Origin of the sequence: Paludifilum halophilum, assembly GCF_002245355.1 — a bacterium.
GTDB lineage: Bacteria > Bacillota > Bacilli > Thermoactinomycetales > DSM-45169 > Paludifilum > Paludifilum halophilum.
The window spans coordinates 295,318-311,331 of sequence record NZ_NOWF01000004.1 but is presented as its reverse complement, the minus strand read 5'-3'; the positions used below and the strand labels follow the sequence as shown (position 1 = coordinate 311,331).

Here is a 16,014-nt window from a genome sequence, read left to right as displayed (position 1 = left end):
GTCACCTCCGGTGTTCCAGTATATGTGGCTCTGTTCCGATTTGATGCTTTACGCCGGACTTTTCCGTATGAGACGGTTAAAATCCGCCCACCGGGGGAAAACTGATGAATAAGCCCAGAAGCACCTCCTCAATGAAGGAAGAAAGCCGACACGGTCGCCGGACGGAATTCTAGGGCGTGTCTGTCAATCGCCAGAAGTAGCTGGATGCCGATTTCCAGTGTAGCGCCCTTTGCACTCAGGTCATCTGCGGGAGGGCAACCCGGCGCGGAGCCGGAAATCGGCTCCCCGCACCCAGTTATCGTTAATGATCAGAAAAGCCCTAGCGAGAAGAGAGTTGATTTCCGTCTCCGCACCCGGCGATTCATTCTCATTTTCTATTTTACCAAAAAAACCGAAAGGTTACTTGGTCCAAAAAATACATAACCCCATGATCTGTGAGGTTTTAGCTGCCTCGCGTCTTTCTTTCCTCATGCGGCGATAAAGATAAAAATAGCTTGGACCCCTTGCTTTTTTGTCTAACCTTCGCTATAATAATTTTTGTCGCCGATAACAGCACATCAAATCTGCGCCTATAGCTCAGGGGATAGAGCACTGGTCTCCGGAACCAGGTGCCCAGGTTCGAATCCTGGTAGGCGCACCAAGGACGATGGCAGCCTTCAAGGTTGCCATTTTTCTTTTTTAGTGATTCGTTTTGACTCTCTTGACCTTTCCTGACCTTCTGGGTTATGATGGAACTGTATTGTATCCACCCGACAGAGGAGGAACCAAAAGGATGAATCTGATTCCCTATGTGGTAGAACAGACGAACCGCGGGGAGCGTTCCTACGATATTTATTCCCGCCTGTTGAAAGACCGCATTGTTTTTTTGGGCAGTGAAATCAACGACGCTGTCGCCAACACGATTATCGCACAATTACTCTTCCTTCAAACCGAAGATCCGAAGAAGGATATTCAACTCTATATCAACTCTCCGGGAGGATCCATCTCCTCCGGTTTCGCCATCTATGACACCATGCAACACGTGAAATGCGATATCCAGACGATTTGCGTCGGGATGGCCGCTTCCATGGGCGCCTTCCTTCTCTCCTCCGGAACGAAAGGGAAACGACTCGCTCTTCCCAACAGCGAAGTGATGATTCACCAGCCGCTCGGTGGAGCTCAGGGACAGGCGTCGGATATCGAAATCAGTGCCAACCGCATCTTGCGGCTGAAAGATCGAATCAATCGTTTGCTTTCTGAACAGACCGGTCAACCGCTGAAGAAAATCCAGCAGGATACGGATCGCGACCGGTTCATGGATGCGGAGGAAGCCAAAGAGTACGGGCTGATCGACAACATCATCACAACTCAGGAAACCAAATCTTGATCGGAATCGACAAGAGCAAACGGACCGAAAGGGTCCGTTTGCTTTTTTCCCGACCGGGGAGAAGGCCGGTTCCCATCCGTCGAGGAGGTTTAGCTGATGAACTCCTTTGACCAACAAGACCGAAAATTATTCTGGCTGTGCATCGTAATCGCCTTGATCATGCTCATCGCCTTGGTCAGCCGTTTCTTTCGTTAAAGGCTGAACCCGATCGTTTTCCATATATATTCAAAATAGGATTTGAAAATCCATTATTGACTGAAAATTCATTGCCGATCCGTGTCAAATATGTTACTCTGGCCACGGGTATGCGATGGGCCAATGGAGGAGGATCGGGAATTTGAGAACGGCCGCTGTCACCGTACTGATGTGCCTTCTGATGTTCACGGTCGCTCCTGCCGCCTCTTTTGCTGAAACTTTCCAGGATACCGCCTCTCAAAACCTTCAAGGCTCTTATTTTACTCAAGATGGACAACACCACATCGAGTTACAACTCCCCCATGCGGACCAACCTCAGGGAAAGTGGATCGTAACGCTTAACGGCAGTTACGAGCAGACTTCTCCCGAGGCTGCGCAAATGGGGCAATTCTCCGTCAATTACGACGACCTGGTAGATGGCAGGAATTATCAGGTCATCGCCGTTTTTTACGGTAAAAACGGGGATCAGCCCGTCGATCTGAACAACTGCTTCCAGTTTGAAGCGAAAAAACCCACTTCGGAGTTGGACAACCAAGTTAAACTCCAACGTTGCGGGTTTGCTGAGAAGGCGGTTTCTTCCGAGAAAAGCGATTCTTCCTCCTCTGTCGATGAAGCCATCCATCCTGACGGAGACGATTCCCAATCGGATCGTGAAGAAACCGGTAAAACTCCGGAGAACGAAGAATCCCAAACGGGCGACGGCATCACTGACAAGGAGGAAGCCGGCAGCCTTCAAAACCTGGACAGCAGCCAATCGAAGTCGGAGGAAGGCGGAGAGTTGCCGGAAACCGCCAGCCCTTCCACTTCGCATGCATGGATCGGCTTGCAGCTGTTCCTGTTGGGATGTGCGTTGTTAGGATTCCACCCCGCTTTAACCCAGCAGAAATCATAAGATCGAATTAGCAGGCGTATAACCATGGAAGTTTCAGTTTTCTCGGCGGCACGGAGAACCGTGATTCGGATTCAAACACGCACCACACCATTGCTCATCGATTGAACAACGATTTACCGCATTGTAATCCATTCGTGATTCCGGAGCCAGCTCCGGAAATCGACCGGAATATAAACAACGAGAAAAAAGCCCATCCCGCCCAAGAACAGGCCCTGCGCCTGTTCTTTTTTCAATGCTTCAAACCGAAGATCTCTCATATATCCTACTTTTCCTCTATTGATTCTATTCATTTCGTTACCCGTAAGAACCAAGCAGGGGGGGCATCCATCCTACGGAAACGGTCTTTAGATCCTCGACTTTTAGCCTATTGCCTCGAAAAAGCGAGTATGGGTAAGATAGAAGCAGGAAAGGCCAAGACCTTTACTATAAAAAAGCGGGCGTCCGCACCGCAAACCCCCGGCGGTCTCACCGCCGGGGGTTTTCATGCTTACAAAAACGCCCCCCGCAGGGTGCGTTTCTCTCACTCCAATATCCGCCTTAGTTCCCATATTTCTTCCGGCGGCGTATCGCCGACAATCAATCGGTCACCCACATGAAGGACCGTTTCTCCGTGGGGCACGATTACTTCCTTCCCGCGGATGATCCGCAATACGAGGGGATCCCCCAACCGCGCCAAATCCTGAATCCGGGTACAGTGGTACTGTTCGTTGTTCACCGAGATTTCGTGAAGATGTTCATGGGTGGTAACCAACCGAAGCAAGGTGGGATACTCAATCATGGCTTTGACCAGTGTGGTATTGGAAAAGAAGGCGGACACAAATTGGATCCGGGTTTCCTCGGGCAATCTCTGTTTGGCTTCCGCCCGGGCAATCACCTGCTCAACCCCTCTTTTCTCCGCCTCCAAAGCCATTTCCAGGTTCCATTCATCATCTCTGGTAAAGGCGACCACAATCTCCCGGTCGAACATTCCCTCTCGATCCAGTTGATCCAAATCCCCCGGTGCTACCTCCACGACCCGGAAGGGGTGGCGTTCTAGAGGTTCCAGGTTGGTTTGATCCGATCCATACATCGTCACGTGATAACCGTCCCTCGACAAATCCTTGGCCAGTTTCATCGTGACTGGATTAAATCCGATCAGGGCGGCCCGATACACTTTTTCTTCGCCGTGGGCATCCTCCACTAAACGCTGGAAAACAACCGGAGAGGTCAACACGGTGACCACCGCCGCCAACACCAAAGCTGTGTTGGTGGTGTTGTTGATGATTCCCATATCCATTCCCACCTTGGCGGCGGCAATCACCAAACTCAGGGTGGACCCCAGCAGAAGGGAGGAACCGATAGACTCCTTCCGACCGAAAAATCGGCGAAAAATAGGAATGAGTACCATCTTGGACAGATAAAAGGCAATCAGGAGTAGAGGCAACAGAGAAAGTGCCTGGGGATCCTGAAACATGCCCGGCAAATCCAACTCCGCCCCAACCATAACGAAAAAGACAGGGATCAGGAAGCCGAAGCCGAAAGCGTTCAGTTGCTGAACAAATTCTTTTTTCGGAGACAATAAAGACAGGATCACTCCAGCCAAAAAAGCCCCCAGGATGTTTTCCGCCCCTACCCTTTCGGAGAAGGCGACAAAAAACAAAATCAGTGCGAACACGCCCCGGGTACCGATGGAGACGGTCTCTTGATGAATTTTTTCCATGATCTTCAGCGGCTGGAACCAATGAATCAACCGATAGACCACAAATACTCCGACAAAGAGAAGTAACAGCAAGAGGATATCGGTAACCCCTTCCGAAGACTGGCGAAAAGAAACAAAAACCGCCAGCAAAATCATGGTTACCAGGTCCGCAATCACCGCCGTCAATAGAATCGTCTGACCCAAGGGGACGTTTAAAAGTCCCTTATCCTTCAAAACAGGCAATGTGACACTGACGGAGATCGTCGATATGATCAGGGTCATAAAAAAGACCTCGTTGACGATACCGAATACATTTAACACCCAAGCGAAAAGGAAAGATAAGGCGAAAATTCCGGTGAAACCGACCAGACTGATCCACAGAGGGTTCACTTTTTGAGAACCGTTACGGCTTCGGCGGATCAGATCAAAATCGATTTCCAGTCCTGTCAGGAACATGAGATAGATAATGCCGAGCATCGACAGGAGGTCCAACAACTCATCCTGCTGGATTAACTGAAGCCCGCTTTCCCCCAATACCAAACCGACAGCGATTTCTGCGACGACGACAGGGATCGCACGCCACCGGAGACGATGTAAAACAATCGGTATCAAAAAAGCGGCGATGACGACAATCATGAGGGATACGACGGAGTGTCCTTCCATGACTCCGACCTCCTTTCCGATCCTGTTGGTATAGGAAGTGTTCTTCGGGGATATCGCTTTAAGTATCCCCTTTTCCGTGTGACCCTAATATGGGAAGGCAACGAAAAACAGCCGCCACCCGCAGGCAACGGCTGTTTTTAGTCGAAAACCCGGATTAAAGCTCTTCTTTGCTGACGATAGCGGTTAACGCTTCCACCGCTTCGTCAGCATCAGCACCTTCGGCGGAAATCACGATATCAGAACCGTTGGAGACTGCCAAACTCATAATGCCCATAATACTTTTGGCGTTTACTTTTTTGTTTTCTTTGCTGACAAATACTTCCGAGGAATATTTATTGGCCTCCTGGACGAACAAAGCGGCGGGGCGGGCGTGCAGTCCGGTCTTCAGGTTGACGGTCACAGTTTTTTCAGCCATATGAATCCCTCCATGGATTGAAAAAGATAGATATCAATCGGTACACGCTTGCACGGACGAAGGGGTGTTGTTGTTTTTCAGCTTTTCGGCGATATGATCCAGCTTGCGCAAGCGATGGTTCACCGCTGATTTACTCACTTTGCGCCCCGGAAGCATTTGTCCCAGTTCCGTCAAAGTAACCTCCGGATACTTCACCCGGGCTTCAGCGATTTCCCGAAGCCGATCGGGAAGCTGGTCCAACCCGATTTCTTGCTCAATCAGACGGATATTCTCCACTTGGCGCATCGCCGCTTGAATTGTTTTATTGAGATTGGCGGTTTCACAATTGACTAATCGGTTGACGGAGTTGCGCATATCCTTCATGATCCGAACATCCTCAAATGCAAACAAGGACTGATGCGCACCGATGATATTCAGGAGTTCGCCGATCTTGTCGCCTTCCTTGATGTAGACGACAAAACCCTTTTTTCGTTCGAGCCATTTGGCATGAAGGCGATACTGGTTTAATAAATCGCACAAATCTTCACTGTGATCCTGGTAGGTGGAAACAATCTCCAGATGGTAGGAAACGCTGTCAGGATTATTGACAGATCCCCCGGCCAGGAAAGCTCCCCTGAGATAAGCCCTCCGACAGCACTCCCTTATGATGAGATCAGAATGAATCCCCCGGATCCGTTCCAATCTTTCTCCAAGTATGCGCAAATCCTGCAAAATTTTATCCGCGCCGGCCCGGATTCGAACCACATAAGTGTTGTTCTTTTTTAAGCGGATCTTTTTTCGAACCAATACCTCCGGTTGCACCCGGTAAAGCTGTTTGATCAGGGTATAGGTACGCCGGGCAATCGCGTTGTTTTCCGTGCTGACATCCAAACGGATATGCTCGCCATTCAGCTGGACGGCCCCGTTTACTCGAACCAGGGCGGACAATTCCGCACGCTGACAGTGTTCCATCGAATCGATACGGGTTAATTCCTGTTTGGTGGTGGAGGCAAAGGACATCAACGATCACTTCCCTCATCCGCTGTCACGGCGACAAAGACCCTTTCCCAATCAGTTCCACGATGCAACGGCTGAGGCGGGCCGCGTCGTGACGGAGCACAGACCGATATTGAAGGAAGTTTCCCGCCAATACTTCGCATCCGTACTCTTTCATGCGGTCAATATCTGGTAAAACTGTGGTCGCCCCCTCGACAGCATATTGACGCTGAATCGAGGGAGGAGGTAACTCATTATTTACAATGGCGACATCGAAAAAACGGTCGCCCACATGCTCGTGAATCGCCGCCAAATGATCGGCGGCGGTATAATCATCCGTCTCCCCGCCCTGGGTCATCACGTTGCAGATGTAAATTTTTCGTCCCCTGGCAGAGCGGATCGCATCCGCCACACCTTTCACCAATAGATTGGGCAAAATACTCGTAAATAAGCTGCCCGGGCCGACGACAATTCCGTCGGCTTGATCGATGGCTTCGAGGGCTTCCTCCAAGGGATGGGCGTCCTCAGGACGAAGAAAGACCCGCCGAATCTTTTTGCCGGACTTGGGAATGCTCGATTCCCCCACGACCAGACTGCCGTCCGTCATTTCCGCGCCGAGTACCACCTCTTGATCCGTTGATGGAAGGACCCGACCCCGGATCGCCAGCACCCGGCTCATTTCCTGGATGGCATGAGTAAAATCTCCGGTAATATCCTTCAGCGCAGCCATAATCAGATTGCCGAGGTTATGACCGGCCAATCCGTTTCCGTTTTGGAAGCGATACTGAAATACACGTTCCAATACGGGCTCGGTATCCGCCAAAGCAACCATGACATTACGAATATCACCGGGAGGCGGCATTCGCAGATCCGTTCGAATCCGACCGGAACTGCCTCCGTCGTCAGCGACGGTTACAATGGCGGTAATGTCAACGGGGAGTTGCTTCAACCCGCGCAACATCACGGCCAAACCGGTTCCCCCGCCGATCACGGCTATCCGGGGTTTGTGGCGGCCGACGGACTCCGTACTCTTCATAGATGGACACCTCACTAGCCGTTCTTACCGATATCTCGATGTGCCGCGCGGGTCTGTTCTTTTTCAAAGGTCCGGTTCAAAAGTTCGGCGATTGCAACGGAACGGTGTTTACCGCCAGTACAGCCGATCCCCACCACTAAACTGGCTTTTCCTTCCCGACGGTAGTGAGGAATAAGAAAAGACATCATATCGATCAGTTTGTCGACAAATTGCTTCGTCTCTTGCCATTTCATCACATAATTATAGACATCGATCTCTTTTCCCGTCTGGGGCTTCAATGAATCCACATAGTGGGGATTGGGGAGAAAACGAACGTCAAAAATCAGGTCGGCGTCAATCGGTACGCCGTATTTAAACCCGAAGGAAAGGAAAGTGATTGAAAGACGGTTCTGGTCTGACTGACTGAAAAGAGAGACCATCTTCTCCTTCAATTGAGCGGGCTTCAATGAACTGGTGTCAATGATCTGATGAGCACGGCCCTTAATCTCCTCCAACAGCTTCCTCTCGAGACGAATACCGTCCATCGGCGTCCCGTCGGGAGACAGGGGATGACGGCGGCGGGTTTCTTTATACCGCTGAACCAATGCTTGATCGTTAGCGTCGAGGTACAAAATCTGATAATGGATCCCGTGATGTTTTTCCAGTGTGTCCAGGGATTCAAAGAGGGAGGAGAAAAAGTCGCGTCCCCGGAGATCGATGACCAGAGCGGCCCGCTGCAACGGGTTTCCGGATTGCTCTAACAGCTCCGCCAGCTTGGACAGGAGTACGGGAGGGAGATTATCGATGCAAAAAAAGCCGAGGTCTTCCAAGCTCTGCATCGCAACGGTCTTGCCGGCACCGGACATTCCGGTGATTACAACCAAGTTGATCTCTTTACCCGTTTGGACGTCCATACTCCGTCACCGCTTTCTTATCCCACTTATTATATGATATTGTAACTCATTTTTTCTCTTTTTGCTGTCAAACCAGCAGCACCGATCATACCGGCATCATTTCCCAACTGAGCGGGAACAATCTGAACGTTTTCCAAAGCCTGAGGAAGAGCGTGTTTAGCGTATGCCTGCCGCAGAGGAGCAAATAAACCCTCCCCGGCCTTGGAAATACCGCCTCCGATAATAAATACCTCCGGGTTGGTGACCACAGATAAAACAGCCATGACACGGGCTAAGGCATCCGTCGCCGCATCGATCACTTTTAAAGCGATGGGATCCCCTAACTCCGCCGCTTCAAAAATTCCCCTGGCCTCCAGCGATCCCGACTGTGCCTTTTTCGCCAAGATCGTCTCCCCTCCGGAGAGGACCGCTTCACGCACCAATCGTGTCATCCCGGTGGCGGAAGAAATCGTCTCCACACAGCCGCGTTGTCCGCAACCGCAGAGAGCCCCCCTCTCTTCCACCCGGATATGGCCGATCTCCCCAGCCATACCGTTTACACCGCGAACCAACCGTCCCCCTGTCACCAAGCCACCCCCGACACCGGTTCCCAGGGTAACCAGGATCAGATCCGATCGTCCGGCACCCGCCCCGCTCCAAGCTTCACCCAGGGCGGCAGCATTGGCGTCGTTATCGATGGCCACCGGTATTTGCAACTCTTGCTCCAGATACTCCTTGACCGGAACATCCTCCCAGGGAATATTGGTCAAACGGATAATGCGGCCTCGGGGAATGTCCAGAAAACCGGGTAACCCTAATCCCAGCCCGGCAACTGCATCCCAGGGGATTCCAACCTCCCGAGTCAAGCGGCGGAGGGAGGAGGCCATACGGAGCAGGCCGTCTTCCGCTCCTTCATCCGACAAAGTCGGCTCTTCCCTCTGGTGCAGTAATGCCCCCGACTCATCCACAACCCCCAGCTTCGCACTGGTACCTCCCAAATCGATTCCGAGGTAACATTTTCCCATCGCTTTCGTTCCCTTTCCTGAAGGATTCTCTGTGGAAGAGATGTCAACCCCCATCCATACCAAACTTCGCTATGACTATACTTCATCGCACCTTCCGGGTCAACCCGCGGGTCAAAGCGCGTCCCTATTGGAGGAAAAAGTGTAATCGATCAGTTGTTCATCAGGGGTATAGACGATTTTTCCGATGAAAAGATCACGAGAGGTGAGGAGGTGAGTGAGGATTTTTCGGTCCATACCGGAAGTGGGCAAGCGGGGTACTGATGCGACAGGCTTCCAGCAAAGCTCCCCTTCCAACGATTGTTCCAATCGTTTTCCCTTATAACGATTCGCCCGGAAGGTAAACATCATCCATTCCTTCTCCAGAAATCCTTTATTTTCCATTCGCATGGTAAAAACACCGCTTAAGACGGGGTCCTGTAAAATCAGGCCCGTCTCCTCTTCAAATTCCCGGCAAACCGTATCCAAAATCGTCTCCGACGGCTCCATTTTTCCACCGGGAGCCACCCACCAACCCCGACGCGGCTTTTTGAGAAGAAGGACTTGGTCTTTATCCGTTAAAATACAGTTGGCGATTCGTTGCACTCGTTTTTCACCTCTGTTATCCATGAAGATCCGGTCTGCTGATGGACCGTGAGCGCACAAAAAAAGCGGGTCTCTGCACCCACCCGCCAAAGACGAAAGCGATTACAATCGAAACATGATCATTATACACAAATCGGTCGGAAACCGCCAAATCCTTTTGCTTATACCGAACCAATCGTCAAAAAAAGACCGCAGACCGACCCGGAAGAGACACCTCGAGCCGAAAACTCCATTCCGTGCCTCTATCCGAGTCCGTCCCCGGCCTATTGAAGACCGTTTTTCAAGTGCGATGGTCTGCCATCGTTTGAATAAATTCCTGTTGGAAGTACCCCGTCACCTTTTCCATCAAAACCTTCCGTGTCAGGATCCCGACAAATTTGTTCTGCATATCGATGATCGGAATATAGGGACGGTCGATTAAAACATCGAAGGCAAATGAAAAAATCGAGTTGGCGAGAATACCTGAATGATTCTGGTTCATCGCCTCCCGGACACGATACCGGGATAGTTTTCCAAACTCGAAATGATTGGAGGCCAACATAAAATCCAAAATATTGGTTTTGCTGATCACTCCTTCGACCCGTCCTTTCGAATCAATGACGGGTACAGAAGCATAGCCGCGTCGTGTCAGCACCAGTAGACCCCGCTCCAGCGTCCACTCCGGTGCAACTGTAACCACATCCTCCTTGGGGATCACCAGGGAAGAAATCTCCCTCGAAAAGAGACTGGACAGGTTTTTTTTCATATCAAACAATCCTTATCCCTTCTTTTTGGCATTACCCCACAAAAAAGCCGCCGAAGGGGTCGCTTCGGCGGCTTTTTGCCACAACAAAAGAAACCACCACCCTCTTCACCAACGCTTACGAGGTTAGCTGACGGATTCGGGCTTTGGAAGAGTTTGCCCTACCCGCATCTCTCACCCGGAGAAATACGGGATTCACCCCATTAGAACGGGTCCCCCGCTCGACTTTCGTCGAATTCAGCGATTGAATGGCTTTGAAAAAATGGGTGCCTCTGTCAGGCGGACCGGCAAAACCACGCGACCCAACCGGACATAGCACAAATGGTTCATTCGCGACCATGAAGGTATCATACTCCCCCGCTGTGGGGAGGTCAAGAAATTTTTCAGACGTTATCCCTTTTTTAACATCCGCTTGATCCTGTCTTTATGTCGCTGGAAAACGATGTGATGGATGCGTTCTTTGTTCGCATCGACAGATGAAGGCGCTCCGTGAAAAACCGGCCCCTCCCTCGTCGGAAAAACACGATCGACTTTCTCAGAAGAGGCACTAGGAGCAGGTGACTCCTTCGGTGATCCGGTCTAAAAACGCCTCGATGTTTTCTTCTTTTTTCGCCTCCTTACTGTGCAGACGACCGATCTCTCTCCCGTCGCGGAAGGCGATAAAGGTAGGAACCCCTTTAACATCACGGCTTTCCGCGATTTCCCGGGCTTCATCGACATCGATCTCGCCGAAGCGAAAGGAGGTGTATTCCTCCTCCCATGCGGGCATGGAGAAAGCGATGCGTTTACAATCCACACACCAACCGGCGATGAATTCCACCACCTTCTGCCCCTCACTGATAAAGTGATTGAAAGAAACTTTATCGATTTTCTCCACCATGGTTCCCCCTCGCACTGGCTTCATGCGCTTATTGCGAGAATGAAGAGCGTTCCCTGTGAACGCGGCATACCTTTTCCAACAGACGTACATGACGCCCCACTGTGGAAGAGGACACTTCGTGTTTTTTGGCCACTCTCTCCTGCGTCAGGGGCATCCCGTGAAGTTTGGCCACCACGTATTCCAAGGCCGCCGCCCATCCTTCCACTTTTTGAATCCGGGGCGGATTGGACTGATTCTGTCGCAGGAACTCCGCCCAGATGATTTGGGCGTCGTTCATATGCGTGATATCGTAATGCCCGTGCATCCCTTCCAAACAGCACTCCAGCACTTGCTCCCAAGTTTCCATCCAGGAGGGGAGCTCCCGCGACAGGTCGTGAGGTTGGATTTCCACTTCCCGGTTACTCAAAATCGCTTTATAAGGCTTTTCCGCACCGATCTGCCTTAATACGTAAAGGGCCAGCCGTTTGACGTCATCCTCTTCGTCCCTTTTCATCAAGAAACTTTTTAATACCTGCTCCACTTCCCGGTCGGCAATCCACTCAAAAACCTGAATCACCTGCATTTGGGTCTCCCGGTCCCCGTAGTTCAGAGCCCAGAAGAAGGAAGAACGGATCAAGGGGTTGTTCTTGACTTGTTCGGGAATCGCCTTCGACTGGCGATCCAGCCGCATAAACTGTTCCTCAAAGGGCAGCTGGTAATGATAACTGACCGTCGGAACCCGCTCCGGGGAACAATCCCGCCATTCCTCCAGCTGCTTGAGGTAAAAGCCCGGAATATCCGAACCCGGATCCAAATTCTGTGCCATGCGCCAGTATTTCCGGGCCTGATGAAATTGCTTGGTATTAAAGGCGGCTGCCGCCGCATAGTGATACAGGCTGGCGTCCGTGTTTTTCTCCAGCTTGATCAATTGCTTGAACAGCCGTAACGCTTCGGTATGCTCTCCCAGAATTCCCATGGTCGTCGCCAGCTTATACATGTGTTCCAGGTGATAGGGAGCCCATTTTTTCAGCATCTCCACCAGTTGATCCCGTTTATCGGTATCTCCCCGGTGCTGGCAGATGACGGCCAGGTTACACAAGGCGTGAAGGTTGTTGGGGTCCGAATCCAGCACCCGGTTAATGGTTTGGACCGACTTTTTCAGATCCCCGGTATAATAGTAGGCCAAGGCGAGATTATTCAAAGCCGCCATAAAGTCGGGCACCTGCTCCACCAGTTGCTCCAAGGTTTTCGTCGCCTGGAGAAAATGGCCCGCTTCCAAATCCGCCCGGGCTTCATCGTGTTTTTTCAGCCATTGGTTCTTGGGCTTGACCTCCGGTCGGCGAGGCTGCCGGCCCAGCTCGTAGCCCAGCATATCCAGCATCTCTTCCGCTTCAGAGGCAAACTCGCCGTTTGGCTCCTTTTCCAGATACCGGATCAGATATTCCTCGGCCTGTTCGAATTGATCCATGTTGGCCGCATTATTGGCCATATAAAAATAGCACTCATACAGATCGGGATCTACATCCTCCAAAATCCGGTTCAATACTTGGTTGGATTCCTCGAAGCGGCCCATCTCCGACAGAATGCCGGCCAGGTTGCACTGGTTAACCGGGTTGTCGGGCTCTTTTTCCACGGCCAGGCGAAAATATTTTAAAGCTTTGTCAAAACGATGCCGATCCAAAGAACGGACGGCGCGTTCGAAGAAGAAACCGGCGTCCATGCGGAGCCGGACCACTTTACGTCCTTTGGTGCGGTCCTTTACGTCAGCATATTGTTTTCTCATGTACACTTCCCCACCCGATCGGGTATTGAGGTTCCGATTGACACGTCGGAAAAAGTATACCATATTTGCACCAACGTTTACATGCCCGCCCGGAACAATGTACTAATGGAGCCTCCCTCTTCAATCAACCGAATCGCCTTGCTCAACAGAGGGGCTACGGACAAGAGTCGAATCCGCTCCGGCAAGGGCTGTTCAACGGGACATGAATCGGTGATCACCACTTCCCGGATCCCGGGATAGTCCAGTTTTTCTACGGCATTTCCGGAAAAAACCGGATGCGTGGCACACAGATAGGCTTCCTCCGCCCCCTTTTCCCTCAAACCGTCGATCACGCTGACAATCGTCCCCCCGGTGTCGATGATATCCTCAATGATGATCGGAGTGCGCTCTTTCACTTCTCCGACGATATGAGTCACGCTGGCTTGATTATGGGAGGGGCGTTTTTTCAACATGACGGCAAACGGGGTATCCAGGTATGTAGCCAGCTTTTCCGCCGTTTTAACCCGTCCCGCATCGGGAGAGACCACGACGGGGTTGGAAATTTTCTTGTCGACCAGGTATTCGGTAAACAGATCCAGAGCGGTCAAGTGATCGAGGGGTATATTGAAAAATCCTTGAATTGCCGGAGCGTGCAAATCCAGGGTAATGACCCGATTAACACCCACCGTATGCAGGAGGTCGGCAACCACTTTGGCGGAGATGGGCTCCCGGGGAGCATCTTTTTTCTCCTGGCGGGCATAGCCGAAATAGGGGATCACAACATTGATCGTACGGGCTGAGGCGCGTCTAGCCGCATCCACCATGATCAAAAGTTCCATGAGATGATCGTTGACAGGATGAGAAAGGGATTGGACAAGGTAGACCTCAGCGTTGCGAACGCTTTCCTCATAATGGACATAGACCTCGCCGCTTTTAAACCGACCGATCCGGACCTTTCCGGGACTTTTGCCGAGATGATCCGCCATCCGATCGACCAATGACGGGCTGGAACTCCCGGAAAACAACATAAAACCCTTGGAAATCATCAAACCCCTCCACGGTTGAATTCACGAATAGTCCTGAACGGACTCATCGGACAACAATATTTCAGGAAATCGTATATCCCGAAAAAGCGAAGATTCCGGAAAGTCCCGCCCCACTCCTCCCGCGTGGATTCCTGGGTTTTCCTTTATTGTACGGATAGAGGGGGAAAATCGTCAACTTGGCTTGGAATACCATCGGTTCATAACCTAAACTACAACTAAAATAGCTTTTATACTCTATATTTAACTTTTTTCCTACTCAACTGGATATCATCCTACCTTGTTCAGAAATAAATTCTAAAAAATCAAAATAATTCAATGATATAAGTTCCAGAGATGCGATTATCGCGGGAATTTTGCAAAGATAATACATTCTTTTTAATTTATATTATTGAACGAATCATCCCTTTAATATATAATATTCCTGGTATTTGTCATTAAGGTGGTCTGATAATGGTGAGACTTCTGGTTGTTGAACAAGGTGAGCCAAATGCACGATCATACATACCGAAAGAATTGAACAAAATGGGCTATCGGATAACCCTTCTCAATGAGTTGCCTGTTTGGAAAAAGGAATATTACGAAAAAATAATTCTTACACGTTTAAGGAACTGGCCCTATATTTCGCAAACTATGAAAGCAGAACATGAAAGAGATTCTTTTGACGGAGTCTTTTGCTACAACGAAGGAGCCCTTCCCATTACTAATCGATTAGCCAAGTTACTAAAATTGCCGGTTATCTCCCGCCATAATTCCGATGCGTTTCGTCACAAGGATCGTATGCGTCTTGTTTGGGAATCCCAAGGAGTGAACATCCCAAAATATCAAATCTTAAACAAAAAAATAGATGTATATGCCTTAAGTCAATGGCAGTTTCCCTTGATTTTAAAGCCTGCCTCACAAATGGGAAGTAACGCAGTAATTAAAGCCAACAACCTTGAAGAAGCTACAGCTAAGATTGACATCCCGTTCCGGTCTGATCTTTATTTAGATTTCGAAGGGGAAGTTTACAATTTAAACGAAATCTATGGAATAGAACCCACCGTATTGGCTGAGGAATATATTGAAGGAGAAGAATATAGCGCAGAAGGCCTCGTAATTGGAGGCAAGTACCGCCTCCTAGGAATTACGAAAAAATACACGCTTCAGGACAGTCAATATTTTGATGAGACTGGTCATCTTTTCCCTTGGAATCGCTTTGATCCATCTACTTGGGAAAAGATTCAATTTCAGTTGCAACTTGCTCACGAAGCACTAGGGATTGAAAACGCTATGACACATGCCGAATTTAAAATCCATAATGGTAGACCGGTAATGCTCGAGTTGGGAGCCCGTCTGGCGGGTGATCATATCCCAGTACTGATAGATCAATCCCTAAAAATACAAACCTTAAAACTGGCAGTGGATGTATCATCTGGGCAACTTGCTGTTGAAGACGTAGACCGAGTAATTTCTTCTCACAACAAGAAAGCGATCACGGGGATTGTATTTGTCTCGGCACCGGCTTGTTCATATGGGAATAAGTTTAAAAAAGTAGAAATTAAAGATGGTCATGGAGTTAAAATACTGGAACTGAAGATCTACTGTAGCGAAGGAGATCAAATTCAAAAACCTCTTACTTGGGGCGATACACGTTTAGGTCATATAATATTTACTTCAGAAGATGAGCCATCGGCACAAAGGGATTTGGAACGGTTGCAACAACATATACACGTAATATACGAATAAAAATGAGGAGATATGGAGTGTTGGACCTATTTATTAAGCAGAACAAGGAGCGACTTCGGCATTCTTCTTAAACCGTTCGCTCGTAATATTCTATTTTTAGCAAATCGTTTCAGCACAGGAAATAGAAAAGTTTGAAATCATATTTTGCATGAACCGTTTCATGACAAAAGGCTACGTGATA

Annotated in this window: 14 protein-coding genes, 1 tRNA gene and 1 riboswitch; of the genes, 4 read left to right on the top strand and 11 right to left on the bottom strand. The window is 49.9% G+C overall.

Annotated elements, in window-relative coordinates; genetic code table 11:
- Positions 1-565: 565 nt before the first annotated feature.
- The 3 genes from CHM34_RS08670 to CHM34_RS08660 all read left to right on the top strand — a co-directional run bounded on the left by CHM34_RS08670 (position 566) and on the right by CHM34_RS08660 (position 2,453).
- Positions 566-640, top strand: a tRNA-Arg gene (locus CHM34_RS08670).
- Positions 641-772: 132 nt separating this feature from the next.
- Entirely contained in the window at positions 773-1,366 is a 594-nt protein-coding gene (gene clpP, locus CHM34_RS08665) for an ATP-dependent Clp endopeptidase proteolytic subunit ClpP (protein ID WP_094264201.1), read from the top strand.
- Between the two features lie 337 nt (positions 1,367-1,703).
- On the top strand, positions 1,704-2,453 hold the full coding sequence (locus CHM34_RS08660) for a hypothetical protein (RefSeq protein WP_094264200.1): 750 nt from the start codon (positions 1,704-1,706) through the stop codon (positions 2,451-2,453).
- A gap of 520 nt (positions 2,454-2,973) precedes the next feature.
- On the opposite strand, the gene CHM34_RS08655 is transcribed toward CHM34_RS08660, so the two are convergent.
- The 11 genes from CHM34_RS08655 to CHM34_RS08605 form a co-directional block, all read right to left on the bottom strand.
- Positions 2,974-4,794 carry a cation:proton antiporter domain-containing protein gene (locus CHM34_RS08655; protein WP_094264199.1) on the bottom strand — a complete coding sequence of 607 codons (1,821 nt, stop codon included), beginning with the start codon at positions 4,792-4,794 and terminating at the stop codon, positions 2,974-2,976.
- 154 nt (positions 4,795-4,948) lie between these two features.
- Positions 4,949-5,209: an HPr family phosphocarrier protein gene (locus tag CHM34_RS08650; RefSeq protein ID WP_094264198.1), complete on the bottom strand. Its 261-nt coding sequence runs from the start codon at positions 5,207-5,209 to the stop codon at positions 4,949-4,951.
- 33 nt (positions 5,210-5,242) lie between these two features.
- Positions 5,243-6,208, bottom strand: coding sequence for a DNA-binding protein WhiA (whiA, locus tag CHM34_RS08645; protein WP_094264197.1), 966 nt, complete (start codon positions 6,206-6,208; stop codon positions 5,243-5,245).
- Positions 6,209-6,233: 25 nt separating this feature from the next.
- Positions 6,234-7,220: a gluconeogenesis morphogenetic factor MgfK gene (mgfK, locus tag CHM34_RS08640; RefSeq protein WP_094264196.1), complete on the bottom strand. Its 987-nt coding sequence runs from the start codon at positions 7,218-7,220 to the stop codon at positions 6,234-6,236.
- Between the two features lie 14 nt (positions 7,221-7,234).
- A complete protein-coding gene (rapZ, locus tag CHM34_RS08635; RefSeq protein ID WP_094264195.1) occupies positions 7,235-8,113 on the bottom strand; it encodes an RNase adapter RapZ in 879 nt (292 codons plus the stop codon).
- 29 nt (positions 8,114-8,142) lie between these two features.
- Positions 8,143-9,117: an ROK family glucokinase gene (locus CHM34_RS08630; protein WP_094264251.1), complete on the bottom strand. Its 975-nt coding sequence runs from the start codon at positions 9,115-9,117 to the stop codon at positions 8,143-8,145.
- A gap of 111 nt (positions 9,118-9,228) precedes the next feature.
- Positions 9,229-9,723: an 8-oxo-dGTP diphosphatase gene (locus CHM34_RS08625; RefSeq protein WP_240511938.1), complete on the bottom strand. Its 495-nt coding sequence runs from the start codon at positions 9,721-9,723 to the stop codon at positions 9,229-9,231.
- A gap of 256 nt (positions 9,724-9,979) precedes the next feature.
- Complete coding sequence (locus CHM34_RS08620) at positions 9,980-10,444, bottom strand: CBS domain-containing protein (RefSeq protein ID WP_141201667.1); 465 nt, start codon at positions 10,442-10,444, stop codon at positions 9,980-9,982.
- A 97-nt stretch (positions 10,445-10,541) separates the two neighbouring features.
- Positions 10,542-10,694, bottom strand: a riboswitch (cyclic di-AMP (ydaO/yuaA leader).
- Between the two features lie 294 nt (positions 10,695-10,988).
- Positions 10,989-11,318, bottom strand: a complete 330-nt coding sequence (locus CHM34_RS08615; RefSeq protein WP_169713656.1) for a thioredoxin family protein — start codon at positions 11,316-11,318, stop codon at positions 10,989-10,991.
- Between the two features lie 31 nt (positions 11,319-11,349).
- A complete protein-coding gene (locus tag CHM34_RS08610; protein ID WP_094264191.1) occupies positions 11,350-13,083 on the bottom strand; it encodes a tetratricopeptide repeat protein in 1,734 nt (577 codons plus the stop codon).
- Positions 13,084-13,160: 77 nt separating this feature from the next.
- Positions 13,161-14,108 carry a ribose-phosphate diphosphokinase gene (locus tag CHM34_RS08605; protein ID WP_094264190.1) on the bottom strand — a complete coding sequence of 316 codons (948 nt, stop codon included), beginning with the start codon at positions 14,106-14,108 and terminating at the stop codon, positions 13,161-13,163.
- A gap of 450 nt (positions 14,109-14,558) precedes the next feature.
- Between CHM34_RS08605 and CHM34_RS08600 the strand changes: the two genes are divergently transcribed.
- Entirely contained in the window at positions 14,559-15,833 is a 1,275-nt protein-coding gene (locus CHM34_RS08600) for an ATP-grasp domain-containing protein (protein WP_094264189.1), read from the top strand.
- The last annotated feature ends 181 nt before the right edge of the window (positions 15,834-16,014 follow it).

What these genes read in the sequence shown, in the direction of transcription:
- clpP (WP_094264201.1), top strand. Translation starts at nt 773, where the DNA reads ATGAATCTGATTCCCTATGTGGTAGAACAGACGAACCGCGGGGAGCGT.
- CHM34_RS08655 (WP_094264199.1), bottom strand. Translation starts at nt 4,794, where the DNA reads ATGGAAGGACACTCCGTCGTATCCCTCATGATTGTCGTCATCGCCGCT.
- CHM34_RS08650 (WP_094264198.1), bottom strand. Translation starts at nt 5,209, where the DNA reads ATGGCTGAAAAAACTGTGACCGTCAACCTGAAGACCGGACTGCACGCC.
- whiA (WP_094264197.1), bottom strand. Translation starts at nt 6,208, where the DNA reads ATGTCCTTTGCCTCCACCACCAAACAGGAATTAACCCGTATCGATTCG.
- mgfK (WP_094264196.1), bottom strand. Translation starts at nt 7,220, where the DNA reads ATGAAGAGTACGGAGTCCGTCGGCCGCCACAAACCCCGGATAGCCGTG.
- rapZ (WP_094264195.1), bottom strand. Translation starts at nt 8,113, where the DNA reads ATGGACGTCCAAACGGGTAAAGAGATCAACTTGGTTGTAATCACCGGA.
- CHM34_RS08630 (WP_094264251.1), bottom strand. Translation starts at nt 9,117, where the DNA reads ATGGGAAAATGTTACCTCGGAATCGATTTGGGAGGTACCAGTGCGAAG.
- CHM34_RS08625 (WP_240511938.1), bottom strand. Translation starts at nt 9,723, where the DNA reads ATGGATAACAGAGGTGAAAAACGAGTGCAACGAATCGCCAACTGTATT.
- CHM34_RS08620 (WP_141201667.1), bottom strand. Translation starts at nt 10,444, where the DNA reads ATGAAAAAAAACCTGTCCAGTCTCTTTTCGAGGGAGATTTCTTCCCTG.
- CHM34_RS08610 (WP_094264191.1), bottom strand. Translation starts at nt 13,083, where the DNA reads ATGAGAAAACAATATGCTGACGTAAAGGACCGCACCAAAGGACGTAAA.
- CHM34_RS08605 (WP_094264190.1), bottom strand. Translation starts at nt 14,108, where the DNA reads ATGATTTCCAAGGGTTTTATGTTGTTTTCCGGGAGTTCCAGCCCGTCA.
- CHM34_RS08600 (WP_094264189.1), top strand. Translation starts at nt 14,559, where the DNA reads ATGGTGAGACTTCTGGTTGTTGAACAAGGTGAGCCAAATGCACGATCA.